The 25,524-nt window shown below is 63.7% G+C and carries 18 protein-coding genes; 4 read left to right on the top strand and 14 right to left on the bottom strand.

Annotated features, from left to right (window positions below; translation table 11 throughout):
* Positions 1-3: 3 nt before the first annotated feature.
* Positions 4-1,158 carry an acetylornithine deacetylase gene (argE, locus tag IZU87_RS09905; protein ID WP_213114393.1) on the top strand — a complete coding sequence of 385 codons (1,155 nt, stop codon included), beginning with the start codon at positions 4-6 and terminating at the stop codon, positions 1,156-1,158.
* A 98-nt stretch (positions 1,159-1,256) separates the two neighbouring features.
* Here argE and nhaC read toward each other — a convergent pair whose 3' ends face one another.
* Positions 1,257-2,813 (bottom strand): Na+/H+ antiporter NhaC, encoded by a 1,557-nt coding sequence (nhaC, locus tag IZU87_RS09900; protein ID WP_064503312.1) that lies wholly within the window; start codon positions 2,811-2,813, stop codon positions 1,257-1,259.
* A 303-nt stretch (positions 2,814-3,116) separates the two neighbouring features.
* Positions 3,117-4,295, bottom strand: coding sequence for a 4-phosphoerythronate dehydrogenase PdxB (gene pdxB / locus IZU87_RS09895; protein WP_192837429.1), 1,179 nt, complete (start codon positions 4,293-4,295; stop codon positions 3,117-3,119).
* 211 nt (positions 4,296-4,506) lie between these two features.
* Here pdxB and IZU87_RS09890 point away from each other — a divergent pair, with 211 nt between their 5' ends.
* Entirely contained in the window at positions 4,507-4,785 is a 279-nt protein-coding gene (locus IZU87_RS09890; protein ID WP_043334304.1) for a WGR domain-containing protein, read from the top strand.
* 93 nt (positions 4,786-4,878) lie between these two features.
* Here IZU87_RS09890 and IZU87_RS09885 read toward each other — a convergent pair whose 3' ends face one another.
* Both IZU87_RS09885 and rlmKL read right to left on the bottom strand, forming a co-directional pair.
* Complete coding sequence (locus tag IZU87_RS09885; protein WP_213114392.1) at positions 4,879-5,229, bottom strand: glutaredoxin family protein; 351 nt, start codon at positions 5,227-5,229, stop codon at positions 4,879-4,881.
* A 3-nt stretch (positions 5,230-5,232) separates the two neighbouring features.
* A complete protein-coding gene (rlmKL, locus tag IZU87_RS09880) occupies positions 5,233-7,449 on the bottom strand; it encodes a bifunctional 23S rRNA (guanine(2069)-N(7))-methyltransferase RlmK/23S rRNA (guanine(2445)-N(2))-methyltransferase RlmL (protein ID WP_192837427.1) in 2,217 nt (738 codons plus the stop codon).
* A 487-nt stretch (positions 7,450-7,936) separates the two neighbouring features.
* On the opposite strand from rlmKL, the gene rmf reads away from it, so the two are divergent.
* The gene (gene rmf / locus IZU87_RS09875) at positions 7,937-8,146 is read left to right on the top strand and encodes a ribosome modulation factor (protein ID WP_043334308.1); all 210 of its coding nucleotides are present in this window, start codon (positions 7,937-7,939) and stop codon (positions 8,144-8,146) included.
* Between the two features lie 833 nt (positions 8,147-8,979).
* Here the strand turns inward: rmf and IZU87_RS09870 are convergent.
* From IZU87_RS09870 to doeA, 9 genes are all read right to left on the bottom strand, one after another.
* The gene (locus IZU87_RS09870) at positions 8,980-10,023 is read right to left on the bottom strand and encodes a quinone-dependent dihydroorotate dehydrogenase (RefSeq protein ID WP_213114391.1); all 1,044 of its coding nucleotides are present in this window, start codon (positions 10,021-10,023) and stop codon (positions 8,980-8,982) included.
* A gap of 231 nt (positions 10,024-10,254) precedes the next feature.
* Positions 10,255-11,400 carry a hypothetical protein gene (locus IZU87_RS09865; protein ID WP_213114390.1) on the bottom strand — a complete coding sequence of 382 codons (1,146 nt, stop codon included), beginning with the start codon at positions 11,398-11,400 and terminating at the stop codon, positions 10,255-10,257.
* Between the two features lie 338 nt (positions 11,401-11,738).
* Positions 11,739-16,577, bottom strand: a complete 4,839-nt coding sequence (locus tag IZU87_RS09860) for an NAD-glutamate dehydrogenase (protein ID WP_213114389.1) — start codon at positions 16,575-16,577, stop codon at positions 11,739-11,741.
* A 357-nt stretch (positions 16,578-16,934) separates the two neighbouring features.
* Positions 16,935-18,065, bottom strand: a complete 1,131-nt coding sequence (trmA, locus tag IZU87_RS09855) for a tRNA (uridine(54)-C5)-methyltransferase TrmA (RefSeq protein ID WP_213114388.1) — start codon at positions 18,063-18,065, stop codon at positions 16,935-16,937.
* A gap of 207 nt (positions 18,066-18,272) precedes the next feature.
* Positions 18,273-19,205 (bottom strand): glutamate racemase, encoded by a 933-nt coding sequence (gene murI / locus IZU87_RS09850; RefSeq protein ID WP_213114387.1) that lies wholly within the window; start codon positions 19,203-19,205, stop codon positions 18,273-18,275.
* A gap of 73 nt (positions 19,206-19,278) precedes the next feature.
* Complete coding sequence (locus IZU87_RS09845) at positions 19,279-20,292, bottom strand: LysR family transcriptional regulator (protein WP_213114386.1); 1,014 nt, start codon at positions 20,290-20,292, stop codon at positions 19,279-19,281.
* A 107-nt stretch (positions 20,293-20,399) separates the two neighbouring features.
* On the bottom strand, positions 20,400-20,903 hold the full coding sequence (locus IZU87_RS09840) for an Lrp/AsnC family transcriptional regulator (RefSeq protein WP_213114385.1): 504 nt from the start codon (positions 20,901-20,903) through the stop codon (positions 20,400-20,402).
* Positions 20,900-21,985, bottom strand: coding sequence for a N(2)-acetyl-L-2,4-diaminobutanoate deacetylase DoeB (doeB, locus tag IZU87_RS09835; RefSeq protein ID WP_213114384.1), 1,086 nt, complete (start codon positions 21,983-21,985; stop codon positions 20,900-20,902). The genes IZU87_RS09840 and doeB overlap by 4 nt, the downstream gene beginning before the upstream one ends.
* 45 nt (positions 21,986-22,030) lie before the next feature.
* Positions 22,031-23,341: an ectoine hydrolase DoeA gene (gene doeA / locus IZU87_RS09830; RefSeq protein ID WP_213114383.1), complete on the bottom strand. Its 1,311-nt coding sequence runs from the start codon at positions 23,339-23,341 to the stop codon at positions 22,031-22,033.
* Positions 23,342-23,785: 444 nt separating this feature from the next.
* Between doeA and IZU87_RS09825 the strand changes: the two genes are divergently transcribed.
* On the top strand, positions 23,786-24,814 hold the full coding sequence (locus tag IZU87_RS09825; RefSeq protein ID WP_213114382.1) for a 2-hydroxyacid dehydrogenase: 1,029 nt from the start codon (positions 23,786-23,788) through the stop codon (positions 24,812-24,814).
* Positions 24,815-24,868: 54 nt separating this feature from the next.
* On the opposite strand, the gene IZU87_RS09820 is transcribed toward IZU87_RS09825, so the two are convergent.
* Positions 24,869-25,324, bottom strand: coding sequence for an Lrp/AsnC family transcriptional regulator (locus IZU87_RS09820; protein ID WP_043334316.1), 456 nt, complete (start codon positions 25,322-25,324; stop codon positions 24,869-24,871).
* Positions 25,325-25,524: the final 200 nt, after the last annotated feature.

Raw genomic sequence — 25,524 nt, 5'->3', positions numbered from 1 at the left:
GACATGCAACGCACCCTCGATATCCTCACTCGCCTCATCGCCTTCGATACCACATCGGACCGCTCCAATCTGGCGTTGATCCACTTCGTGCGTGATCTGCTGGCCGAGCACGACATCCAGGCGACCGTGCTGCCGAATGCCGAGGGCGACAAGGCCTCACTGCTGGCGACGATAGGGCCGCCTGTCGCCGGGGGCGTGGTGCTTTCCGGTCACACCGACACCGTGCCCGTCACGGGGCAGACCTGGTCGCAGGACCCGTACCAGGCCACGCTCAAGGAGGGGCGCCTGTACGGTCGCGGCTCGGTGGACATGAAGGGCTTCATCGCGCTGTGTCTGGCGATGGTGCCGCAGTTTCTCGCATCGCCTCTCAAGCGGCCGATCCATCTCGCCTTCTCCTATGACGAAGAAAGCACCTGCATGGGCTGCCTGCCGCTGATCGACCACATGCGCGAGACACTGCCCGAGGTCGCCGCCGTCATCATCGGCGAGCCGACGCAAGGCCGAGTGGTGTCAGCGCACAAGGGCGTGCACTCCTGGCGCACGGAGGTGACGGGCGTCCCGGCCCATTCGAGCCGGCCAGACCTTGGCGTCTCGGCCACCTTCTACGCCGCGCGCATCATCTCGGAACTCGAGCGCACGGCAAACGAGCTGCGCACCAATGCCACCCGGGGAGAGCTGTTCGAGCCGCCCTATTCCACCCTGCACGTCAGCGCCATGCAGGGCGGCAATGCCCCCAATATCATTGCCAAGGACGCTCGTCTGCATTGGGAGCTGCGCAATCTGCCCAGTGACCCGCCTGACGCGGTGCGTGCACGCTTCGATGACTTCACCGCACAACTGGCTCGCGAGATGCAGCAGCATTCAGCCGACTGCCGCATCCAGACACTGGAGGACTATGCCTCGGTGCCGGCACTCACCCCGGAACCCGACGGCAAGGCAGAGGCGCTGGCCTTCGCCCTGACGGGACAGAGTGAACGCTGTGGCGTCGGCTTCTGCTCGGAAGCGGGCTGGTTCCAGGATCGCGGCTTCTCCACCGTCGTGTGTGGGCCGGGCTCCATCGCGCAGGCCCACAAGGCAGACGAATACATCGAGATGGCGGAACTTGAGCGATACCGTGACTTCCTCGCGCGCCTCATGCAGCACCAGTGCGCGGATTGAGCGATGAGAACAACGGCTTCGCCCTGACCTTGAGCCGCAAAAAAGCCCGCCACGTGATCCACGTGGTGGGCTTTTTTTGTCTATCCCTCAGGATCGAGTCAGCGTGACTCCGAGGTCTCGTGGGGCGTATCCAGCACCAGCGACTCGGCCAGCGGCGTTGGCTCCACGCCTTCAGCTCCCTCGCCCTCCTCAAGGCGCTCCAGCTTGAAGCCGACCATGGCGTAGGCCACCGCCAGCGCCAGATTGATCAGGTTGAACAGCGCAAAGGGCAGGTAGCTCAAGGTCGCAACGCCCAAGGTGGCCGCCATGTAGGCACCGCAGCTGTTCCAGGGGATCAGCGGCGAGGTGATGGTGCCGGAGTCTTCCAGCGCGCGTGACAGGTTGACCGGCGCCAGGCGGCGGCGACGGAACTCGGCGCGATACATGCGCCCCGGCAGGATGACCGAGATGTACTGATCCCCGGTCACCACGTTGGAGGCCAGGCAAGTGCCCAGCGTGGTGATGACCAGCGAACCGGCGTTGCGTGTGGCGCCCAGAAGGCTCTGCACCAGACGCTCCAGCAGACCAAGGCGTTCGATCACGCCACCGAAGGTCATCGCCGACAGGATCAGCCACACGGTGTTGAGCATGCTGCTCATGCCGCCCTTGGAGAGCAGCGAGTCGATCACCTCATCACCGCTGTGGGAAACATAGCCATCGAACATCGACATCCACACGCCCTTGAGCAGCGCCATGGCGGTGGACATGTCAGTGACACTTGCCAGCCCTACCACCGCCTGCGGCTGGAAGATGACCGCGAAGACGGCGCCCAACGCCGCGCCGATGAAGATGGCCGGGAAGGCGGGCATCTGACGCACGGCCATCACCAGCAGCACCAGGAGCGGAATCAGCAGGTGCAGGCCGATGTTGAACTGCTCGCCCAGCTGGGCACGCAGATTGGCGACCTGCTCCGGCGTCTGCAGGCTGGAGACGGAGTCATGGCCGAGCCACAGAAAGCCTGCCAGCGCGAGCAGGATGCTGGGCACGGTCGTCCACAGCATGTGACGAATATGTGCGAACAGCGTGGTGCCGGCCGCTGCCGGCGCCAGATTGGTGGTATCGGACAGCGGCGAGAGCTTGTCACCGAAGTAGGCCCCGGAAATCACCGCGCCGGCGGTGATCGCCTCGGACAGCCCCAGGCCATCGGCGATACCGATCAGGCCGATGCCGATGGTACCGGCGACCGTCCACGAGCTGCCCACCGACAACGCCACCAGCGCGCACAGCAGGCAGGCGGAGGCATAGAAGTACTGTGGCGCGATCACGTCCAGACCGTAGTAGATCATCGCCGGCACGGTGCCACCGAGAATCCAGGTGCCGATCATCGCGCCGACCGCCAGCAGGATCAGGATCGCGCCCAGCGAGATCTGGATGCCCTTGTTGATCCCCTCTTCGATATCGCTCCAGCGATAGCCGTTCTTGAGACCGATCAGGCCCGCGATCATCGCGCCGGACAGCAGCGCGACCTGATTGGGCCCCCAGGAGGCATCGGCACCGAACAGCACCACCGCCAGCACCAGCATGGCGATGACCAGCACGATGGGAATCAGGGCATCCAGCAGAGAAGGCGGACGATAGCCGCTGTCCTCAGCAGAGTTATCAGGGTGTTGTTGCATTCAAGACACCATCTTCAAGAAATGAGGACGCCGACACGCCGCGTGGTGACGGGCATGGCAGAAGACACGGAGAATGGGGAGCAACGCCGCAGCGTCAGGCGGGGCATGCCGTCAAGGCCACCCCCTGCGCGTGTCGCCAGGCGATCTGGGCCGCATTATATCGACCAAGGTCGAAGACCGAAACGGTCAGGGATTCAGGCATGCAGCAAGGTCGTCGTCCACCAGGCGGCCTCCACAACGCGAACGCCCCCGCCAGCAGGGCTGACAGGGGCGTTCCGGGGAGCCTTGCGAATCACGCCGTGATCATTTGCTGACCAGCTTGACGCGGGAGAAGCCGAAGCCCTCCAGCACCTCTCGCAGTTCGCGGGCATTCTTCTTGAGCTCGACGCGCAGCGTGGAGAACTCGCGACGCAGCGGATATTCCCGTCGATAACGCACGAATCCTTCGGCATTGCCGAACCGACGCTGATAGCGACGCAGGCCCAGCGCATCGCGGCGCACGTCATAGCAGGCGCGCACGCAGAGCCCCAGCGCCTCTTCCGGCGGCGCCCAGCCCGTCAGCACCAGCTTGCGCAGCCACGGGTCCGGCTTGAGCTGACCCAGCTTGCGGCGCGCCGGCAGTCCGAAGTGACGGCAGGCCTGCTGATAGATGATCTCGGTGCCCTGCATCTTGCCATCCAGGCTATGCCCGGCGATGTGCGGCGTGGCGATGTCCACCAGTGCGGCCAGCTCGGCATCGATATCCGGCTCGTTTTCCCACACATCCAGCACGGTCAGCAGATCAGCCTGCTCCTTGAGGCGCTGCTTGAGCGCCGCGGTATCGACACAGCCACCGCGGCCGGCACTCAGCAGCACGCTGCCGGGCTTCATGGCGCGGATGCGCTCGGCATTGATCAGATGATGGGTCGGATGCTCGCCACCGGTGACCATCGGGGTGTGCACGCAGATGACATCACACTCGGCGACCAGCTCATCGAGGTCCACGAAGCGAGACTTCTCGAGGCGCTCATCGCTCTGGCCCTCAAGCGCGGCGCGCGGCGGGTCACAGACCAGCACCTCGGCCCCCAGCGACTCGAGACGCTTGACCAGCCGTGACCCGACCTGACCGGCCCCGACCACGCCGAAGCGGCGGTCCAGCTGCAGATCCAGCCCTTCCTGCTCGGCCAGATGCCACAGCGACGACAGCACGTAATCCACCACCGAGTCGGCATTGCAGCCCGGCGCGTTGGTGAAGTGGATATCGTTGGCCGCGAGCCATTCGAGATCGGCATGGTCGGTGCCGATGATCGGCGAGCCGACGAAGCGCACCCGCGTTCCTTCCAACAGCGCCTGATCCACGCGCAAGGTAGAGCGACAGATCAGCATGTCGACGTCCTTGAGGACGGCATTGGTGATCTCGCGAGTCGGCATGCAGGTCACCTCTCCCAGTTCGGAGAAGAATTCCTCTGCCAGAGGGACGTTATCGTCCACGATGATGTGCATCTGTTGCCTTTCCTTGCTGTGGCAATGAGTGTCGCTGCGGGTTCACGGGCCAGCATGAGCGCCTGAGTGACTTCACACCTTGCCGCAAGGCACGTGAAGATTACAATGGTATGCTTGCTTGCCCGCCGCCGTGCCATCTTAGGCGCACGCAACGGGCGTCACAAGCTCATGATTGAGTCCAGCCACCATCGTTTCGCCTCGGGAGTCACGCGTGATCATCCGCTGGGAAAGCCACCACGATTACGTTCTGGTCCATGTGCATCAGGACATGTTCGGCGACTGGATCGTCAGCCGCTCATGGGGCCAGATCGGCACCCAGTTCGGCGGATTGAAGCACGATCTCGCCGAAAGCCACGAGCAGGCCATGACCTGGGTCAGCGACCTCGCCCACATTCAGGCCTCACGCGGCTACACCAAGGTGCTGGAGGCCACGGCCGATAGCCCGGAAGCCGAAGACGCCATGCGCCAGATGTCGCTGCTGGAAAGCTAGCGCGCAGCACGATGCCGGACACGAAAAGACCGCCGCTACCCTGAGGTAGCGGCGGTCTTTTTGCACCAGCTTATAGCGACACGTCTGCGCCGCTCAGCGCAGAAAGCGACGTCCGTTGCGCAGGGCGGGGCCCTGCGGCTCAGTGGCTGAGTCGTGCTCGGCTGGGGGCGTCATTTCGACACCCTGCTCGAGGCGCTGCTCGACGCCCTGCGCGCGCAACCACTCCGGCAACACCTCTTCGCCATCGGCCAGCGAATACTCCGCACCCGAGGCGCTCGCCAGTACAGGGATACGGGTCGCGTAACGCTCGCTCAGCTGCGTGTCGAAGGCGATCTCGACCCGCGTGAGCGTGACATCCGCCCTCAGCGCCTGCAGCGTGGCTTCCAGCCGAGCACACAGATGACAGCCCGCCGTGGTGTAGAGCCACAGCGGGACGCTGGCCATCGCTCAGCCCTTCACATCGCTGGCGCGACGGATGCGGAAGACGTGGTGGATATCCGGACGACGCTTGAAGTCCGGGTCCAGCAGCTTGCGCGACAGGTCTTCCACCACATGGTGCTGGCTGACGCTGTCATCCATCACGAAGCGACGATGGTTGTTGGAGAAGATCAGCGTGCCGCCCGGCGCCAGACTGGCCATCGCCAGGTCGATCAGGCGCGCGTGATCACGCTGGATATCCAGGGTGCCTTCCATCTTCTTGGAGTTGGAGAAGGTCGGCGGGTCGAGGAAGATCAGGTCGAACTCCTCGCGGGAGCGCTCCAGCCACTTCAGGCAGTCGGCACGCACCAGCTGATGGCGTTTCTCGCTGATGCCGTTGAGCTTGAAGTTCTCGCGCCCCCAGTCCAGATAGGTATTGGACATGTCGACGCTGACGCTCTCGCTGGCACCGCCCAGCACCGCATGCACGGTGGCCGTCGCGGTATAGCAGAACAGGTTGAGCACCCGCTTGCCGTCCGCTTCCTTGCCCAGCAGCTTGCGCACCGGACGGTGATCCAGGAACAGACCGGTATCCAGGTAGTCCTTGAGATTCACCCACAGCCGGGCATCGCCTTCCTGCACCTCGATACGCTGACCGGAGCTGTCCTGGCGCGTGTACTGCGCCTTGCCCGCCTGACGCGTGCGTTGCTTGATATGGATATCGTTGGGCGAGCAGCCCAGCACCTGCGGGATCGCCGCCAGTGCATCCATCAGGCGGCGCTGCGCCTGACTGGCATCCACGGACTTGGGCGGCGTGTATTCCTGCACGTGCACGTGACGGCCATAGATATCGATGGCCAGCGCGTACTCCGGCATGTCGGCATCGTAGAGGCGATAACAGGTGGTGCCGCTCTGCTTGAGCCAGCGCGCCAGGGACTTCTGGTTCTTCTTGAGGCGATTGGCGAACATCTGGCCGCCCTCGCTCAGCGCGGGCTGACTGCGGGCATCTTCGGCCACGCTGTCTTCGTCGACCGCACGCTCACGCGCCGCCACATCGATCATCAACAGCTTGCAGTCAAGCTGACCGTTGCGGAAGGCGTACTGGCGATGCGCACGCAGGCCGAGGCGGTGGCCGAGATCCGGATTGCCGGTGAACATGCCCAGCGTCCAGCCGCCGAAGTGACGCTTCATGCGCTCACCGAGGCTTGCGTAGAGCGGCACCAGTGCCGGCAGCTCACCCAGACGCTCACCGTAGGGCGGGTTGGTCATCACCAGGCCAGTGGTGGCGCCCTCGGGACAGGTCAGCTCGGCGACGGAGGCGCCTTCCAGCTCGATCAGCGCCGGAATGCCGGCACGCATGGCATTGGAGCGCGCGGCAGAAATCGCCTGCGGGCTGTGATCGCGACCGAACAGACGCGCGGTGACCTTGCGGCGCCCGGCAATGGCACGCTGCTCCATCTCTTCCCACAGGCCTTTCCAGATGCGCTCGTCATGGCGCCCCCAGTGGCGGCAGGCGAAGTCCTGGTTCAGCGACTGCGGCGCGATATCCGCCGCCATCAAGGCCGCTTCGATCAGCAACGTGCCGGAGCCGCACATCGGGTCGACCAGGCTCTCACCACGCGCCGCACGCGCCGGCCAGTCGGCCCGCATCAGCAGGGCCGCCGCCAGGTTTTCCTTCAGCGGCGCATGGGCGAGATCAGGACGGTAGCCACGCTGATGCAGACTGCGCCCCACGAGGTCGATGCCCAGGGTGATGTAGCCATTGTGCAGGTGCGCGTAGATGCGCAGATCTGCATTCTTGCCATCGACGGTCGGCTTGTTGCGGCCTTCCTCGAACATCGCCTCGACGATGCCGTCCTTGACGGTCTGGGCACCGAAGAAGGTGTGACGAATATCTTTCCATGTTCCGTGGAAATCGACGGCGATGGACGCACGATCTGGCAATTCCATCGCCCAATCGACACCCGCACTCGCCTTGCGCAGTTGCTCACCGGTGTCGACGCCACCCACGCGAGTGAGCAGACGAATGATGCGGTTGGCCAGTCGCGACCACAGGATGGTGCGGTAGGCGGTTTCCTGGCTACCGTTGAAGTGTACGCCAGCGACGGTCGTGCCAGTCACCTCGGCACCCAGAGCCGTCAGCTCATCGGCCAGCAGCGTTTCGATGCCACGCGGGCAGGTCGCAAACCAGGTAGAGAGCGAGTTGCTGGGCGCGCGGGGTGTAGTCGCAGAGGTCGTATCAGTCATGAATCTCTCACCGGCAGGTGCCGGACTTATTCCTGTGAGTTGGCTTCTGGCACTAGCGATATTCCTATACGGCTGTCGACAAGCCAGAGGCAGTGTTCTAAAAACTATAGGTGTAGCTGCAATTCGGAAAGGTGACACGCCATGCGAAATAGAGGATCAAGGGACACGAGCCTCATTCGGGCAGCCTACCTGTGCCGCTCAGGAGATCGGACTTCCGGCACGGCAAGGCAGTCGCTCTTTCACCATCACGCTCGAGCATATACAGGCAAGACCTTCCATCATCTCACACTCGTGACCTTTTCCGACAAGAATGGCCAACGACGCGAGGTGATGATGCACGAGGCCGGCAGTGTCCGACAGGGCATCGGCCAACTCTCTCACTCGGCATGTCCAATGGCAGGACAACCGCGGCCAGACAAGGTCTCGCCGGGTACGTCACGCCATCACTGACACACAGTGCCGATGGGTTCTCACTTAGAGGTCATCCATGAAGAGACAGAAACGTGATCGCTTTCAGCGTGCCTATGTTCACGGCTACAAGGCTGGTGTCACCGGCCGTTCCCGTGATGATTGTCCCAGTATCGATGTCAATCTACGTGAATTCTGGATGAGCGGCTGGCGTGAAGGCCGCGGGGACCAATGGTCGGGAATGACCGGCGTCTCCGGCATCCACAAGAACCCCATGGTGCTCAGCTGAGCACCGCATGACGCCAAGGTTCATCATCCGCGACCAGGAGGTCATCCCATTTCAGGAAAGCGGCACGTCACGGAATGACACTGGCAATACGGCGCCTGGCGCCTTTCACGCCGCCGACGCAGCCTGATGCGCTGCCCAAGCGGATTCTCCGGCATCACGCCACCGGCTCCTGACATGTTACAGGGTCGGCTGGCACGTACAGAGAGGACTCGAGGTGTTCACGGTGAGTCGGTTTAGCGACATCACCCGGAAAATCCCACGGAAGTCGCCCAGCGACACGTCAAATCACCAGGGAGGTAACGCCTTATTTCTATCTTGATGACGCGCGGCACTGACAGGCAAGAGACGCAGTAGGCAATGGGGCCGACTCGCTTCACTTCCTGAAAGGCCGAGATGTTGGCGCTCGTGTCGTTTCAATCGTGGTATGGCTCCAGAAGAGGAGGCGCAGCAGGCGACGGCCTGCGCGGACGACGGTCCAGCGCGGAGCACGACACGGGCAAACGTTCACCTTGACTGCATCAGCAGGTTCTTTCCAGGCCTGCTTCAACCATCCACGCACCCGATGAGCTCAAGGGGCCAACCCCCAACCGCCGTTTCTGACGGCAAAAGCGCTTCGCATCGTGCACGCTGGCTGGACATGGCAGCCAACACGACAACGGCAGATCACGCATCACTTCCCTGCCGTTGTCATATCATCATTCACGCCGGTACCGAGGCCGCCTTCTGATGTCAGGAGGCGGCTTTTCTGTGTCAGCCCTTCCCCACTCGCCCCTCTCTTGAAGCGCCGTGAGTGGGAGATACCAGCATCATGCCGCGACGGAGCCCAGGCCGGGTCACACCTTGATCAGGGTATCGGCCTTCTCCAGTGCGCGCGCGCACTCACCGACCAATGCCGGGCCGCGGTAGATCAGCCCGGAGTACAGCTGCACCAGATCCGCCCCCGCGGCGATCTTCTCGCACGCACTCTCGCCATCGGTGATACCGCCCACACCGATGATCGGCATGTTCGGCAGCGCTTCACGCAGGCCACGAATCACCCGCGTCGACGATTCACGCACCGGGGCGCCGGAAAGTCCGCCCGCCTCCTGCGCATGCGGACTACCCGCGACCGCCGTACGCTCGATGGTGGTGTTGGTGGCGATGACGCCATCGATGCCGTTGTCCGCCAACGCCCGCGCCACGAACAGGATTTCCTCGCTGTCCATGTCGGGCGCGATCTTGATCACCAGCGGTACCTTCCTGCCGCGCTCGGCATCGAGCTGATCGCAACGCTGGCGAAGCCCGGCCAGCAGCTGGCTGAGATGATCACCGAACTGCAGATTGCGCAGCCCCGGGGTATTGGGCGACGAGATATTGGCGGTGATGTAGTCGGCATGCGCATGCACGGCATCGAGGCAGACCAGATAGTCGCTCAATGCATCATCCACCGCCGTGGTCAGATTCTTGCCGATGTTGATCCCCAGCACGACACCAAAGGCAGCACGCGCCTGGCTGGCCTTGACCTTGCCTACCAGATGCTCGACCCCGGCATTGTTGAAGCCCATGCGGTTGATGATCGCCTGATGCTCCGGCAACCGGAACAGACGCGGCTTCGGATTGCCGTCCTGACCTTTCGGCGTCACCGTGCCGACCTCCACGAAGCCGAAGCCCAGAGCGGCAAGCGCATCGAGGTGATCGGCATTCTTGTCGAGACCTGCCGCCAGGCCAACGCGATTGGGGAATTCGAGTCCCATCAGCGAGACCGGATCACGCGGCGCTTCACCGCCCAGACCGCGCGCCATGCCGAGGCGATGTGCCATGTCCAGCGCACTCAGCGTCACACCATGAGCTGTTTCCGGGTCGAGCTTGAAGAGAAGCGAGCGAGCAAACGAGTACATGATGATCTCCAGACAGCGGGCGGCAGGGTCGTGACGACAGCATAGCTGGGCGCGAAGTATACCCGAAGCCCGCGGGGACAGACACTGCGCGCCGGCACGCTCGCGCTGCTGTCGATAGAATCGCTCACGCCAAGGCCGACACCATTGCTCATGCTCAGGGCAACAAAAAAGGGCGACCCGCTGGGCCGCCCTTGTGTCACACCCGACTATGTCGGGGTCATGCCCTGCAGATCATTTCACGTCGAGCTGCTGCACGCGCACGGTGTAGTTGTTGACGCCCTGCATGGAGGAGCCGAACTTCTGACCGCTGACCCAGACGGTGTAACGCCCCGGCTCAAGCACGGTCTTGAGGTGGAAGTCGCCCTGGAAGCCTTCGCCCTTGTCGCTGGCGACGGTGTTGCCACTCTCGTCGAGCAGGCGCATCTGCAGCTTGTAGGTGCCTTCGCTGCCCGGGAAGGTCTCGCTGTCGATGGTCACGGTGCCGCGGTCCGCGACGTCGAAGGTCATGACCTCGCCCTTCTCGAGAATGCGCACATCGGTGACGATCTCGTCGAAACGACGATCCGGCTCCGCTTCGGCCTCGGTTTCCGTCACGGCTGCACTACCCGTAGCAGCAGCGGTCGTGGCAACAGCGGCAGACGTCTCGGCTGCAGCAGACGCGGCTGCCGAAGTCGTAGCGGCGGCAGCACCTGTGGCGGAAGCGCCTTCAGCTGCCGCATTGCCTGTCTCGGCAGCCTTCTTCTCGCGGGCGGCCTGTTCGGCGGCGGCAACGGTGGCCGGCTTGATGGTCGCGACTTCATCGTTGGCATCGACGAAGGCGGTACGACGGCCATCGCCATCGGTGTCGAGGAAGACCAGGCCGTTGCCGGTCTCGATGCCGCTTTCCTCGGCAGACAGCTTCTCGCCACTCTCGCTCAGGCCTGCGACGTTGATTTCATAGGTGTTGCCGCCCGACTTGCCAGCCCCCAGCTTGTCGGCGCGCACACGCAGCTTGTAGACGCCCGGCTCAAGCTCGGTATTCATGTTCAAGCCATCGGAGGCCCTGTCACCTTCTGCAGTGGCCACGACCTCACCCTGCTCACTCTCGAGCGTGGCCTTCATGGTGTAGGGGTCGGTCACATCGAAACTGGCGACGCCATCGATCTCGTAGCGTCCGGCTTCCTTGATGGTGAACTGGTGCACGCTGGTGCCGCCGAACAGGAAGTTCTGGCTGTGGGCATCACTGCGCGGCTTGAGGAACTTGGAGATGTCCAGCTTGCCTGCCGCTTCTTCTGCACGCTGCTGAGCGGGGCTGCCATCGGCCAGCACGGCCTGGGAGGCCAGAGTGGACAGGCCGAGCGCGAGGGCGCAGGCGAGGGGTAATGCACGATGTGACATGGTGTCTCTGCCTTGTTGTACTGATGCTTTGAAAACAGAAGCCTCCAGCGAGCGCCGCAGCGACTCCGAGACTTGAAATGAGGGTCTGAAAATCAAGGACTGAAAACAGGGTCTGCAGAAAAGGATGCAACCATCAGGGCCTGTATCAGTCTCTGCACTGGTCGCCATTCAGCATACCAGACAGCTGACGACAGTTACCTTACCGCAGGCTTCAGCTATCACTTTTTTATTCATTCCCGACATGAAAAAGCCCTCACCAATGGTGAGGGCTTCTATCAGCGAGTCATCAGCTACTCGCCACTTGCGTCAGCCTCTTGCTGCCTCCAAGGCCGAAAGCATCAGGCTTCGCGCTTGGACTCGGCCAGATCGACCAGCTCGCGCAGGGCGACCGCGAACAGCGGGAAGCTCAGCTGAGCACCGCCCTTCATCTCGCCGAGCAGTGAGCACCAGCGGCTGACCAGACTCTCATGGCTGGCCATCCAGCTGTCGACACGCTCATCGATCTCGCGCGGTGCGTTGTCCTGCTTGAGCACGCTGACGGTCAGTGCCAGCTGCTGACGATCGAGATCGTCACGGAAGCTTTCACGTGCCTGCGCCTGCCAGCTGTCCTGCACCTCAAGGCCGTTGATCTTGTCACCGACCCACGGCAGCTCCAGACGATGGCCGATGCCGTAGAAGGCTTCTGCCACGCGATTGATCTTCTCGCCGGTCGCCTTGGCCGCCTCGATGATGCCAAGCCCTGCATAGAGGCTTGAGGTCGCGGCGATGGTGCTGGCCAGGGCCTCCGGCACGCCTGCCTCGACATAGCTGTCGCGACGCGCTTCCCAGTTCTCGCGAGCCTCGCCCTTGAGACGCTCACCGATGCTCTCGGAGAGCTGGGCCAGACGCGGTGCGAAGTGGCCGATGCATTCCTTGACGCTCATGGAGCTGCGCTGACGCAGGAACCAGCGAGTGGCACGACGCATCAGGCGCATCAGGTCGCCCATCATGCGGTACTGCAGTTCTGCCGGCACCTGGTGATCGAGGGCCTCGATCTGGGTCCACAGCGCTTCCAGATTGAAGCTGTCACGCGCCACGATGTAGGCACGCGCGATTTCCGCCTTGTCGGCACCAGTGGTGTCTTCCAGGCGACGCACGAAGGCGATGCCCATGTGGTCGACCAGGTCATTGGCAATCTGGGTCGCGGCGATTTCACGCTTCAGACGGTGCTGGTACATCTCTTCCGGGAAGCGCTCCATCAGCACGCGCGGGAAGGCGCGCTCGAGGTGCTGCTGCACGTAGCTGTCGTCCGGCACGTCAGAGGCGATCAAGCTGGTCTTGAGATCGCTCTTGGCGTAGGAGACCAGCACGGACAGTTCCGGCAGGGTCAGGGCTTCACCGGCGTTGGAACGCTCGATCAGCGCTTCATCGGACGGCAGGAACTCGAGTTCACGGTCCAGGGTGCCGGCCGCTTCCAGCTCATTGATGAAGCGACGGAAGACACCCATGCCTTCCTTGGACTGCTGCTCGGAGAGCGACAGTGCCTGGGTCTGGCGATAGTTGTCCTTGATCACCAGCTCGCCGACTTCGTCGGTCATCTCGGCCAGCTGCTGGTTGCGCTGCTTGTCGGTCAGATCACCGCGGGCGACGATGTCGTCCAGCAGGATCTTGATGTTGACCTCGTGATCCGAGCAGTTCACGCCGCCGGCATTGTCGATGAAGTCGGTGTTGACGCGCACGCCCTGCTGGGCCGCGGCTTCCATGCGGCCACGCTGGGTCAGACCCAGATTGCCGCCTTCGCCCACCACCTTGCAGCGCAGCTCACGGCCGTCGATACGCAAGCCATCGTTGGCCTTGTCACCGACATCGGCATGGGACTCGCTGGACGCCTTGACGTAGGTCCCGATACCGCCGTTCCAGATCAGGTCGACCTGCGCCTTGAGCATCGCGTTGATCAGCTCGTTGGTCGCCAGATGGTCGGCACTGATGTCGAAGACTTTCTTCATCTGCGGGCTGATGGCGATGGTCTTGGCATCACGCGAGAACAGACCGCCGCCTTCGCTGATCAGGCTCTTGTCGTAGTCGTCCCAGCTGGAACGCGGCAGACGGAACAGACGCTCGCGCTCGGCGAAGCTCTTCGCGGTGTCCGGGTTCGGATCGACGAAGATGTTGCGGTGGTTGAAGGCACCGACCAGGCGGATCTTCTCGGACAGCAGCATGCCGTTGCCGAAGACGTCACCGGCCATGTCACCGATACCGACCACGCTGAACTCGTCTTCCTGGATGTTGATGCCCATCTCGCGGAAGTGACGCTGCACGCTGACCCAGGCGCCCTTGGCGGTGATGCCCATGCCCTTGTGGTCGTAACCGTTGGCGCCACCGGAGGCGAAGGCATCGCCCAGCCAGAAGCCGTACTCGTTGGAGATGGCGTTGGCGATGTCGGAGAAGGTCGCGGTGCCCTTGTCGGCCGCGACGACCATGTAGGGGTCGTCTTCGTCGTAACGCACGACGGCCGTCGGGGCCACCACGTCACCACCGGACAGGTTGTCGGTGATGTCGAGCAGTGCGCGGATGAAGATCTGGTAGCAGGCGATACCTTCCTTCTGGATCACGTCGCGGTCGGTGGTTTCCGGCATGCGCTTGCAGACGAAACCGCCCTTGGCGCCGACCGGCACGATGACCGCGTTCTTGACCTGCTGTGCCTTGACCAGACCCAGCACCTCGGTGCGGAAATCTTCATGACGGTCGGACCAGCGCAGACCACCACGTGCGACCTTGCCGCCACGCAGGTGAACACCTTCGACGCGCGGCGAGTAGACGAAGATCTCGAACATCGGGCGCGGCTTCGGCACGTCAGGAATGCTGCGCGTGTCGAGCTTGAAGCTGATGTAGTCCTTGGCCTGGCCATCTTCTGCCGGCTGGAAGAAGTTGGTACGCAGCGTGGCCATCATCAGGTCGACGTAGCGACGCAGCAGGCGGTCGTCGTTCAGGCTGGAGACCTGGTCGAGCAGACCATTGATGCGCTCACGGCAGGCGTTGACGTCATCCTCGCCACCCTGACCCTGCGGGTCGAAGCGCAGGTTGAACAGCTGCACCAGCTCGCGGGTGATGTCCGGATGGCTGCCCAGCGCATTGGCGATGTAGGCCTGGGAGAGACCGAAGCGGATCTGCTTGAGGTAACGCGCGTAGGCACGCAGCATCGCCACTTCACGCCAGTCCAGGCCAGAGCCGATGATCAGGCGGTTGAAGGCATCGGATTCGGCTTCGCCGGACCAGATCTTCTTGAAGGCTTCGATGAAGCTCTCGCGCACTTCGGAGAGTTCGACCGCGCCCTTGCCGTGATGCTCGAGGTCGAAATCGTGCACCCAGCAGGAGGAATCGGTGCGGGTGATCTCGTAGGGACGCTCACCGATGACACGCAGACCGAGGTTTTCCAGCACCGGCAGCACGTCGGAAAGCGGAATCGGCTGATGCTTGTGGAACAGCTTCAGGTTGACGCCGGAGTTGTCGTCCTCGACCAGACGATAGGTACTCAGGCCGACCGCCTGGCCTTCGTCCAGCGCACGCAGGTGGCCCACGTCATAGACGGCGGTGCGCGGCGAGAAGTCGTCACGATAGCTGCCCGGGAAGGCATCACGGTAGCGAGTCATCAGCTCGTTGGCCTGCTCTTCACCGAAGCCTTCGACCATGGCGGCGTGCAGCTCGTCGCGCCAGCTGCGGGCCAGCTGAGCGATCTTGTTCTCCAGCGCGCGCATGTCGTACTGGCCCGGCTCATCGCCCTTGAAGCGCAGGATGAACTGGATACGCGTCAGCACGGACTCGGACAGATACGGCGTGAAGTCACCGAAGGTGGCGTTCAGCTCTTCACACAGCAGATTCTGGATGCGCACACGCAGGTCGGTGGAATAGACGTCGCGCGGCACGAACACCAGTACCGAGAAGAACTTGCCGAAGCGGTCTTCACGCACGATCAGACGCACGCGACGACGCTCACGGATGTTGAGGATGCTGGTGGCGGTACGGGTCAGCTCGTCCGTGGAGATCTGGAAGAGGTCATCACGCGGATAGACTTCCAGAATCTGCAGCAGGTGCTTGCCGTTGTGGCCCTTCGGGTTGACGCCGGCGGCTTCCATGACGTCCTGCACCTTGCGACGCAGAATCGGCACGTTGCGCGGGCTCTGGTTGTACACCGTGGAGGTGTAGAGCCCCAGGAAGCGGCGCTCGCCGATCACGCGGCCTTCTTCATCGAAGCGCTCGACGGTGATGTAGTCCGGGTAGGCCGGACGGTGCACGCGGGCGTGGAAGGCACTCTTGGCGAAGGACAGCAGTTCCGGAATCAGCACGTACTGATCGCTGTTGACGCTCTGCTGGTGACGGGACTGCTCGTGATAGCGCTCGAGGTCCAGCTTGAGCACACCAAGCTCGGAGCCTTCGACCTTGTTCAGCACGCGCGTGCCGTCTTCCTGCTCGTCGACGGTGTACTCGTCATAGCCCAGGAAAGTGAAGTGGTCGTTGCCCATCCACTGCATGAAGTCGCAGGCTTCCTGATGGTCAGCCTCGGAGACGGTCGGCGGACGGTTGTCACGCAGTTCCTGCAGCGCCTGGGCGCCCTGGCTGCGCATGGCGTCGAAGTCAGCGACGGCAACGCGCACTTCGGCCAGCACTTCACGCAGGCTGGTCTCGAGGTCTTCCAGCGTCTCGGCGTCGTTGTGACGATCGACCTCGATGTAGATCAGCGACTCGCGGTGCTGCGGGGCGTTCTCGGCACGCGGTGCCGTCACGCGCTCCAGCTGGCCGGCATCATCACGTGCAACGGCCAGCACGGCGTTGTGGATGGCGTGAACGGTGATGCCACGACGGTTGAGCTCGATACGCACGGAATCGACCAGGAACGGCATGTCCGGGTGCAGCACTTCGATGATGGTGTGCGTCGACTGCCAGCCATGCTTCTCGAAGTCCGGGTTGTAGGCACGCACCTTGGGAGCCTCGAGGCTCTGCAGGAAGTGCCATACGGCCAGGGTGGAACCGTAGAGGTCATCCAGCTTGCGCTCGGCCATGTCCTCGAAGGAGGCCGTTGCGTGATAGTCGCGCGCAAACGCCGCGATCACGTCCACCTTGTCCTTGGGAAGTCGCTTGTCCAGCTGCTCTTCGAGCTGCGCAAGAAATTCCTGCTTGCCGTCCGTCGCCACGTGTAGCATCAATCACCTCGACTGACCTGATGGATGTATCAGGGAAAATAGTCATAGAGAGTCTGCGCCGGCCAAAAAGGCGTTGCAGCACAGACTCATGCAGTGCATCACAGACTAGCGCAGTCTGCGCCTCTGCCCCATGCCTGTTCCATATTGGTCATGCAGCATTACATCTGTGCATCGGGTATTGACTTGGCGGTCCGCACATGAAACGAAAGTCTAATTCGAGTGACTGTCATGTGCGCAAAAAAGCCCCGTCGTCCCCTACCTGACAGGTAGATGACGACGGGGCTCTGGTTTTTCAAACGATTGGCGCGATACCTCGTTCATGCAGGCGTGACATCGGCTGTCGGTGTGAAGATGCGCTTATCTGCGAACCAGATAGACACCGCATTCGAGGTGGTCGGTATACGGGAACTGATCGAACAGCGCGAAGCGTTCGATACGATGCGTGCGGCACAGTACCTCAAGGTTGTCGATCAGCGTCTGCGGGTTGCAGGAGATATAGACGATGCGCTCGTAGCGCGCGGTCTGCTCGCAGCTGTCGGCATCGAGGCCGGCACGCGGCGGATCGACCAGCACGGTGCGGAAGTCGTGGTTGTCGAGGTCCATCTCCGCGACACGACGACCTGCCTTCTCGCCCGCCAGCGCCAGTGAGAAGTCCTCGGCCGACATGCGCGCCACCTGGGCATTGTCGATGGCGTTGGCCGCCAGGTTGACCTGCGCCGAGGCCACGGAAGTGCGCGAGATCTCGGTGGCCAGCACGCGGCGGAAGTTCTCGGCCAGCGCGATGGTGAAGTTGCCGTTGCCGCAGTAGAGCTCGACCAGATCGCCCTGCTCACGGCCTTCCGCCTGCGCCTTGTCAGGATGGGTCACGTCTCGTGCCCAGCTGAGCATCGAGCGGCAGATCTCGGCATTGGGCTGGGTGAAGCTGTTCTCGACCTGCTGATAGACGTACTCGCGGCCATCGACCTCGAGACGCTCGAAGACGTGATCGCGCGTCAGCACGATATGCTGCTTGCGCGAACGCCCGATGATCATGATGTCGAGCTCTTCTTCCAGCGCGCGTGCCTCGGCTTCCCAGTCTTCGCCGAGCTTGCGATGGTAGATCAGCGTGACCAGTGCCTCGCCGCTCAGGGTGGTGAGGAACTCGCACTGGAACAGATGCTCGCGCAGCACCGGGCTTGCCTTGAGGCGCTCACGCAGCAGCGGCATCAACTCATTGATGCGCTGGCTGGCGACCGGGAAGTCGTCCATGCGCACGACCGTCTTCTTCTTGTTGCCCTCGTCGTCGAACTCGACCTCGAACATCGCGTAATAGAGGTCATCATCCTCGTGCCAGATCCGGAACTCGCAACGCATGCGGTAATGGCTGGGCGGCGAGGGAAACACCTCGAGTTCCGGCGCATCGAAGGCAGCGAAACGTGCGCGGGTCTGCTCGGCCTTCTCGGCGAGCTGCTGTTCATACTGACTGGGATCGACGACGGCGATGGCCACACTGACTCCTGCCTGCGGGCATACCGCAGCACTGAAACGATGAGCAAAGGGACGCGGGGACGTCATGGTGAACCATGCCGATCACGTCCATTCAAAGGTTGGGCGCGCTAGCCTACCATCGGCAGCGCGAAGCTCAAGCGCCAAATGGCGGGTCAAGGCGGGAGCAGGCAGGTGCAAGAGGGCCGTGAGAGTCAACGCCCCTGCCCCTCAGTCGTCGAACGACAGCGCCTGCGGCGCGGCGAAACCCTGACTGGCCAGCGCCGTGGCCAGCCCCGGCTGCCGGGCATCCGTCGCCAGCGCCATGTGCTCATGCGGTGCTGGTTGAACCGCTTGAGCGACTAGCTGTTCAGCCTCTTGGGCGACTTGCTGATCCGCCGCTTGCGCCGCAGCGCCAAGCGCCAGCACCTCCGCCACGCGGCGAGCGATTGCCGCGCCGGAATCCACCAGCGCCACCCGAGACTCGCCCAGCACCTGCGAGATGTCGGCGCCGAGCAGCGGGAAATGCGTGCAGCCGAGAATCACCACTTCCAGCGCCTCGACCGCCGCCAGATCAGCCAGACTGGCCGCCACCACCTCGGGGCGCGCCGGCTCACCGCGCAGACGCCGCTCGGCCTCAGCGACCAGCGGATCGGCGGCGACGCGAATCACGCGACAGTCGGCAGCAAAATCACGGATCAGCTGCTCGGTGTAGGCGCGACGCACCGTGGCGGATGTCGCCAGCAACGCGAAGACCGGCGGCTCGCACTTCTCACGACGTGCTGCGCTCTGGCGCGCACGTGCCAACGCCGCCGCCGGCTTGATGGCGGGCACGGTGCCGATCACCGGAATCGACAGCGCTTCGCGCAATGCCGTCAGCGCCAGAGTGCTGGCGGTATTGCAGGCGACCACCAACGCCCGTGCCCCGCTTGCCTCGACGGCCGCCACGCACACCTGAACGATGCGCGGTATCAACCAGTCATCCGGCTTGGTGCCATAGGGTAGCGCGGCGTTGTCACAGACATAGGCCAGCGACAGCTGCGGCCACTGACGGCGGATCTCGGCGGCGACGGACAACCCGCCGACACCGGAATCGAAGACCAGCACCGGGGCGGAAGAACGGGAAGCGAAGGCAGGCGTGTCGCCTGGGCAGGCAGGACTCATCGGCAGATACCGCTGGCGACAATCATCATGGAGACGGGCGACTCGAACAGACGGGACAAGGGCGCGGAGTCTATCACGGCCGCAGACCCGGCTTCACAGCCTCGAGCGGTGACGGATCGCGCTGCCCGGCATCATTCACGGCCGTGGTGTCGCGAACGGCTGTCGATGACGTGGCGAGCACGTCGGGCATCATCGTATGGCCAATCCGCGCGAAGTGCTCACACAGCACCTCGATCAATGCCCGCAGGCGCGCCGGCTGCATGTCGCGCTCGGCATAGACCAGATGGATATCCACCGGCGCGCACCAGTAGTCGACAAGCAGCGGCACCAGGCGGCCATTGGCGACGTCATTGGCCACCAGAAAATCCGGTTTGCAGGTAATGCCGATGCCCTGGGCAGCGGCCTCGACCAGCCCGCGCCCGCTGTCGCAGCTGAAGGTCGGCGACAGGCGGATCTTGCGTGACCGCCCGTCGACCATGAAACTCCACACCGGCCCTTCGCGCTGCTGGGTGTAATTCAGGCAGCGGTGATGGGTCAGGTCTTCCGGCACCTCGGGCGTGCCATTCTCGGCCAGGTAACCGGGGCTGGCATAGACCCCGACCTGGGTGCCCGCCAGCCGGCGCGCGATCAGACTGGAATCAGACAGCGCACCGGCGCGAATCACCAGATCATAATCCTCGGCCATGAGGTCGACATGGCGATCCTCCAGGCGCAGGTCGAGCTCGACATAGGGGTAGGTCTGGCGGAAATGCGCCAGGGCCGGCATCAGACACTGGATGCTGAAATCCATCGGCGCCGACATCTTCAAGCGCCCCCGAACCTCGCCCTGACGCTCGCCAAGACTGTCTTCCAGCGCCTGAAGGTCATTGAGCACACGACAGGCACCCGCCGGGTAATGCTCGCCCTCGGCGGTCAGCTGCAGACTGCGCGTGGTGCGCATCAGCAGGCGAACGCCCAGCTCGGCTTCCAGGCGCGAGATCTGCTTGCTGACCATGCCGTTGGATAGCCCCAGCTGACGAGCACCGCCCGCAAAACTGCCCTCCTCTACCACGGCGCGAAACACCTGCATGGCAGTGAGTCTATCCATCGTGCGATCCCCTTTGCGATCAAGGACAATGAGCAAGGAAAGTGAGTCAAGAAAGTGAGCCTGAAAAGCGGGACGGCAAGATGACGACAAGTCCGCGCCCGGCGCGACTATTTTACCTGCTTGGTGACGATGTAGGTGAAATAGCGATCGATGCCCAGCTCTGACACCAGCCAGTGATCGACCAGACGCTGATAGGCATCGATGCTGGCGGTCTCCAGCCGCAGCAGGTAGTCCACCCCGCCGCCGACGGCGACGCACTCGATCACCTCATCCGCCTCTCGCATGGCACGCTCGAAGCGTTGGAAGCTGCCGGCATCATGATGCTTGAGGTGGATCTCGACCCACACCGGCGTGCGCGGGGCAGCCCCCTGGGAGTCGCCACCCTGCTGATCACTCAGGCGCTGCTGATTGATGATGGCGGCATAGCCCTCGATGATGCCCGCCTGCTCGAGGCGCCTGACCCGCTCCCAGCACGGGCTGACCGACAGGTTGATCTCCTCGGCCAGCCGCGACTTGGTGATGCGGCCATCACGCTCAAGTATCGCCAGAATCTTGAGATCGAAGGCATCCAGTTTCGGCGCTGGCAGCGAGCGGGAGGGGCTCGCGCTCATGAGGCCTCTCGCGCCAGGTCGTCCACGACTTCCGCGATCACCGCCAGGGTGTCGCCCAGACTCACCTGGGCCGGGAAGCGCCGCGCCACCAGCACACCATCACGGGCGGCGCGGTATTCCACCGCCGCCTGACCGGCGCGCCCCAGCGGATAGACCCGCGCCACGCATTGCCCCGCCGTGACCTGCTCGCCGAGTGCCACGCACAGCTCCAGCAGCCCTTCATGCTCACTCTGCACGTAACAGCTGGCATCCGGCATGTCGATCAACAGCGGCGCGTCCGCCTGGCTGGCACGCTGGCGCTCGATGTCCTGCTCCAGATCCGCGCGACTGCGCGCGCGCAGCACACCACTGAAGGCGAGGAAGTTGTCGACGCCACGGTCGGCGATCGCCTGACGCTCCGGCGTGGTGGAACCGCCACCGCCCAGCTCCGTGGTGACGAAGACCTTGCCCTGGCGTTCCACCGCCGTGTCGTAGAGTGCCTCGGCGTCCAGCTCGAACATCATCATCGCCGAGGGCGCCCCGAAGGCCAGCGCCCCGGCCAGGCTCTCGGCTTCCTGCAGGCGACACTGCTCGACGCCCAGCGACTCCTCGAGATAGTCGAGACGGTGCGCGGCCGCGAACGGCAGGATATCCAGGGTACGACCGCCGGAATGCAGGTCCAGCGCATAGTCGCACTGCGGTACCAGCACCCGGGTGAAGTAGTCGGCGATCTGCTCGGTCGGGCCGCCGGTGGGGCTGCCGGGGAAGCTGCGATTGAGGTTGCCGCCATCGAGAGGCGAACAACGCCGCCCGGCCTTGGCCGCCAGCGCATTCATGGTCGGCACGATGATGACGCGGCCCTGCACGTCCTCGGCAGTCAGACGCGCCGCCAGCTTGTAGAGCGCGGTGATGCCTTCGTACTCGTCGCCATGATTGCCGCCGGTCAGCAATACCGTCGGCCCCTCACCATTGGCGATCACGCTGATCGGGGTCATCACCGCGCCCCACGCCGACTCGTCAGTCGAGATCGGCAGCTTGAAGAAACCGTGCTGAACGCCATCGGCGAACAGATCGATGGTCAGACTGACGGGGGACTCTCGCATGACACCACTCCTTGTTATGGCGGGCTGCTGACACTTGTCGGCAGGCTATTTGACGAACAGCTGGCGCGGCACATCACACAGCGGCTCGGCACCGTTTTCCGTGATCAGGATCGACTCGGTGATCTCGAGCCCCCAGTCGTCCATCCACATGCCGGGCATGAAGTGGAAGGTCATGCCCGGTTCCAGCACGGTCTCGTCACTGGGGCGCAGACTCATGGTGCGCTCGCCCCAGTCCGGCGGATAGCTGATGCCGATGGGATAGCCGCAGCGTGCGCCGCCACGGTCGAAGCCGTACTTGTCCATCGCCGCGCCCAGCGCCAGCGCGATGTCACAGCAGCGATTGCCCGGTTTGGCGATGGCCAGACCACTCTCGATGCCTTCCAGCAAGGCAGACTCACCACGCACGAAATCGCGCGGCGGGCGGCCGAGAAACACGGTACGCGACAGCGGCGCGTGATAGCGCCTGTAGCAGCCGGCCAGCTCGAAGAAGGTGCCCTCGCCCTGGCGAAATGGCGTGTCATCCCAGGTCAGGTGCGGCGCGGCGGCATCACTGCCGGTGGGCAGCAGCGGCACGATGGCCGGATAGTCGCCACCGAGAATCTCGCCCTCGGGGCCGATCACGCCCTCGACGCCGACCCGGTAGATCTCCGCGACCAGCGCACTCTTGGGCAGGCCCGGCTCGATCATCTCCAGAATGCGCGAATGCATGCGCTCGACGATGCGTCCGGCCACGCGCATGTAGGCGATTTCCTGCTCGGACTTGATCGCGCGACACCAGTTGACCAGCGAGTTGGCATCCACCAGCCGCGCGTGGGGCAGCTCCTTGACCAGCGACAGATGCGCCCGCGCCGAATAGTAATAGTTGTCGAGCTCGACCCCGACGACCCCATCGTGCCAGCCACGCTGCGGCAGGATGGACTGGGCGAGAAACTCCATCGGATGCATGTCCGGATTCTGCACGTAGTAATCCGGATACCACAGGATGTTGTCCTCGCCCATCCAGCAGGTACGCAGCGCGCCATTGCCGTCCTGACGGCGCCCATACCAGACCGGCTCGCCGGAAAGCCCCAGCAGCACGCACTGGTGCACATAGAAGGACCAGCCGTCGTAGCCGGTCAGCCACGCCATGTTGGAGGGGTCGGAAATCACCATCACATCGATACCGGCGCGCGCCATGGCCTCACGCACCCGCTGGATGCGCGCGCGATACTCGCCGATGGTGAAGGCCTGACGGCCAGCGGACAGCGCGCGTGGCGTCCAGTCACTCTCGGTGGCCGGTGCCTCGCTGCTGGGCAAGGTGGCCAGGCCAGCGAAGGCTGGCTGGGGCGCACCAGTATGGGGCGGGAATTGACTCATGCAGCGCTCCTTTTCGATCAGGCCTTGAGGCAAGCAGCACGTTGGGGTGGAGCCAGTGGCCATACGCAGGGCCAGGCAGCGGGTGGCCGACCTGCCAGCCACTCCGGGCTGACAATACCTGCCTGCGCCGCGAGCGAACGATGCGCCCTGCGGGTCGGCAGGGTCGGCGTACATGCGTACATCCGAATTCCCCTCTGGATTCGAGTCTGTCACTCTGCCAACAACGGGTCAAAGGACGACTCTGGCACTGTCGCCCTTCGCTTGAGCCCTTGCAAGGCCTGCGCCATTGCCGCCCGCGAGCCGGCCATGCCCGAAAGGCAATGGCGCATGACAAGGTGACAACCCCAGACCCTTTGAACAGAGCCACGAACAGAGCCTGCGAACAGGCCGGGAGAGTGCAGCAATCCCGACCCGCCACCCAGCGTCCCTGAAGAGGAGAACAGCATGCGAATACTGGTACATCATGAACGCGCCGAACGTTGGTGCGATGCTCTGCGTCAGCGCTTGTGCGATGCTCTGCGTCAGCGCTTGTGCGATGCCGCCGGCGCCAAGAGGTCGCGGCAAGGCGAGTCGTCGGAACCGTCAGCAAAGCAAGCGCCGCTGGAAATCGTTGCCGATGACGGCGAGATGCTGGGCGATGTGCTGGTGGTGTGGGCGCCGCCCGCGGCGCTGTTCGAGCGCCACCGCAATCACGACGTCAAGGCGATCCTCAATCTGGGCGCGGGCGTCGACAGCCTGCTCGACAACCCGGCACTGCCTGACGATGTGCCGGTGCTCAAGCTGAGCGATGCCGGCATGGCCAGCCACATGCTGGATTACGTGCGCTACGGCCTGCTGCACTTTCGGCGTGACTTCGACCGTTACGCCAGACAGCAGGCGGACACCCAGTGGGCCCCGCACCGCGTGGTGCGCGCCCATCAGTACCCGGTGGCGGTACTCGGGCTCGGCGCCATCGGCAGCCAGATCGCCGAATCACTGGCGGCAGACGGCTATCCGGTACATGGCTTCAGCCGCAGCGCCCACACGTTGCAGGGCGTGACCTGCCACCATGAGACCGGCGAAGGCGGCCGCTCGCTCAAGCAAGTGCTGGGTGACGAGTCGCTCGGCCTCAAGGCGGTGATCAACCTGTTGCCCAATACGCCGGCCACGAGAGACGTGCTGAACGCCGAGGCCTTCCAGGCCCTGCCCGACGACGCCGTGCTGATCAATCCGGGGCGTGGTAGCAGCGTGGTCGAGGAGGATCTGGTCGCGGCGCTCGAGGAAGGCAAGCTCAGGGGCGCCCTGCTCGATGTCTTCCAGCACGAGCCACTGGCCGAAGACAGCCCGCTGTGGCACCAGCCGCGCGTGATCATCACGCCGCATGCCGCCGCGCCGACCCCGGTGGCCGAGGCAGCCGACCAGCTGGCCGACAACATTCGCCGCATTCAGCGGGGTGAAGTGCTGACAGGCATCAGCCGCGAGCACGGTTATTGAGCGCGCTGGCGCGCGGTGCTCAACCGGCGATCAGACGTCACCGCCTGACAGCCATCACAGCGGCAGCGCGGTGGTCGTCTTGATGCGCTCCATCGCGAAGCGGGCCGACACGTCACTCAGCTCGTCGATGGTGTTGACCAGCCGCTTGTAGACGCGGTCGTAGGCGTTCATGTCCTCGACCTGCACCTTGAGGAGATAGTCGTAGTCACCGGCCATGCGATAGAACTCGGTGACTTCCTCGATCTCCTCGACGATGGCCACGAAACGCTCGAACCAGGCCCGCGAGTGATCGCGGGTCTTGAGCTGCACGAAGGCCGTCAGCCCCATGCCGATCAGCTCGGCATTCAGCAATGCCACCCGTGCGGTGATCACGCCACACTCTTCCAGGCGCTTGAGGCGCTTCCAGCAGGGAGACGTGGTCAGATGCACGGCTTCCGCCAGCGCCGCCAACGACAGGCTGGCATCGCGCTGCAGCAGCCGCAGCAGGGCGCGGTCCGTGGCATCGAGCACTATTTTCTCCATTACCCTCACCTCGCAATGAATTCTTGCCATGAACCCGCCTTATTCACGAGTGCCCTGATCAGGCGGCTTGAAGTGGCTGGCCGTTGGGTTCTCGCACCAGGGGCGCTATCTACGCCGTAACGGCCCGCTGAATCATGCCCAAATGCTGCTCTTCTGTCGTATCTATATAACGTTCAGGAATTAATCAC

Origin of the sequence: Cobetia sp. MC34, from assembly GCF_018340035.1 — a bacterium.
Lineage (GTDB): Bacteria > Pseudomonadota > Gammaproteobacteria > Pseudomonadales > Halomonadaceae > Cobetia > Cobetia amphilecti.
Note: the sequence above shows the minus strand (reverse complement) of the source record. Positions and strands in the feature narration are given on the sequence as shown.

Excerpts from the sequence above, each read along its gene's own strand:
- argE (WP_213114393.1), top strand. The coding sequence starts at position 4 with ATGCAACGCACCCTCGATATCCTCACTCGCCTCATCGCCTTCGATACC.
- nhaC (WP_064503312.1), bottom strand. The coding sequence starts at position 2,813 with ATGCAACAACACCCTGATAACTCTGCTGAGGACAGCGGCTATCGTCCG.
- pdxB (WP_192837429.1), bottom strand. The coding sequence starts at position 4,295 with ATGCACATCATCGTGGACGATAACGTCCCTCTGGCAGAGGAATTCTTC.
- IZU87_RS09885 (WP_213114392.1), bottom strand. The coding sequence starts at position 5,229 with ATGGCCAGCGTCCCGCTGTGGCTCTACACCACGGCGGGCTGTCATCTG.
- rlmKL (WP_192837427.1), bottom strand. The coding sequence starts at position 7,449 with ATGACTGATACGACCTCTGCGACTACACCCCGCGCGCCCAGCAACTCG.
- rmf (WP_043334308.1), top strand. The coding sequence starts at position 7,937 with ATGAAGAGACAGAAACGTGATCGCTTTCAGCGTGCCTATGTTCACGGC.
- IZU87_RS09870 (WP_213114391.1), bottom strand. The coding sequence starts at position 10,023 with ATGTACTCGTTTGCTCGCTCGCTTCTCTTCAAGCTCGACCCGGAAACA.
- IZU87_RS09865 (WP_213114390.1), bottom strand. The coding sequence starts at position 11,400 with ATGTCACATCGTGCATTACCCCTCGCCTGCGCCCTCGCGCTCGGCCTG.
- IZU87_RS09860 (WP_213114389.1), bottom strand. The coding sequence starts at position 16,577 with ATGCTACACGTGGCGACGGACGGCAAGCAGGAATTTCTTGCGCAGCTC.
- murI (WP_213114387.1), bottom strand. The coding sequence starts at position 19,205 with ATGAGTCCTGCCTGCCCAGGCGACACGCCTGCCTTCGCTTCCCGTTCT.
- IZU87_RS09845 (WP_213114386.1), bottom strand. The coding sequence starts at position 20,292 with ATGGATAGACTCACTGCCATGCAGGTGTTTCGCGCCGTGGTAGAGGAG.
- IZU87_RS09840 (WP_213114385.1), bottom strand. The coding sequence starts at position 20,903 with ATGAGCGCGAGCCCCTCCCGCTCGCTGCCAGCGCCGAAACTGGATGCC.
- doeB (WP_213114384.1), bottom strand. The coding sequence starts at position 21,985 with ATGCGAGAGTCCCCCGTCAGTCTGACCATCGATCTGTTCGCCGATGGC.
- doeA (WP_213114383.1), bottom strand. The coding sequence starts at position 23,341 with ATGAGTCAATTCCCGCCCCATACTGGTGCGCCCCAGCCAGCCTTCGCT.
- IZU87_RS09825 (WP_213114382.1), top strand. The coding sequence starts at position 23,786 with ATGCGAATACTGGTACATCATGAACGCGCCGAACGTTGGTGCGATGCT.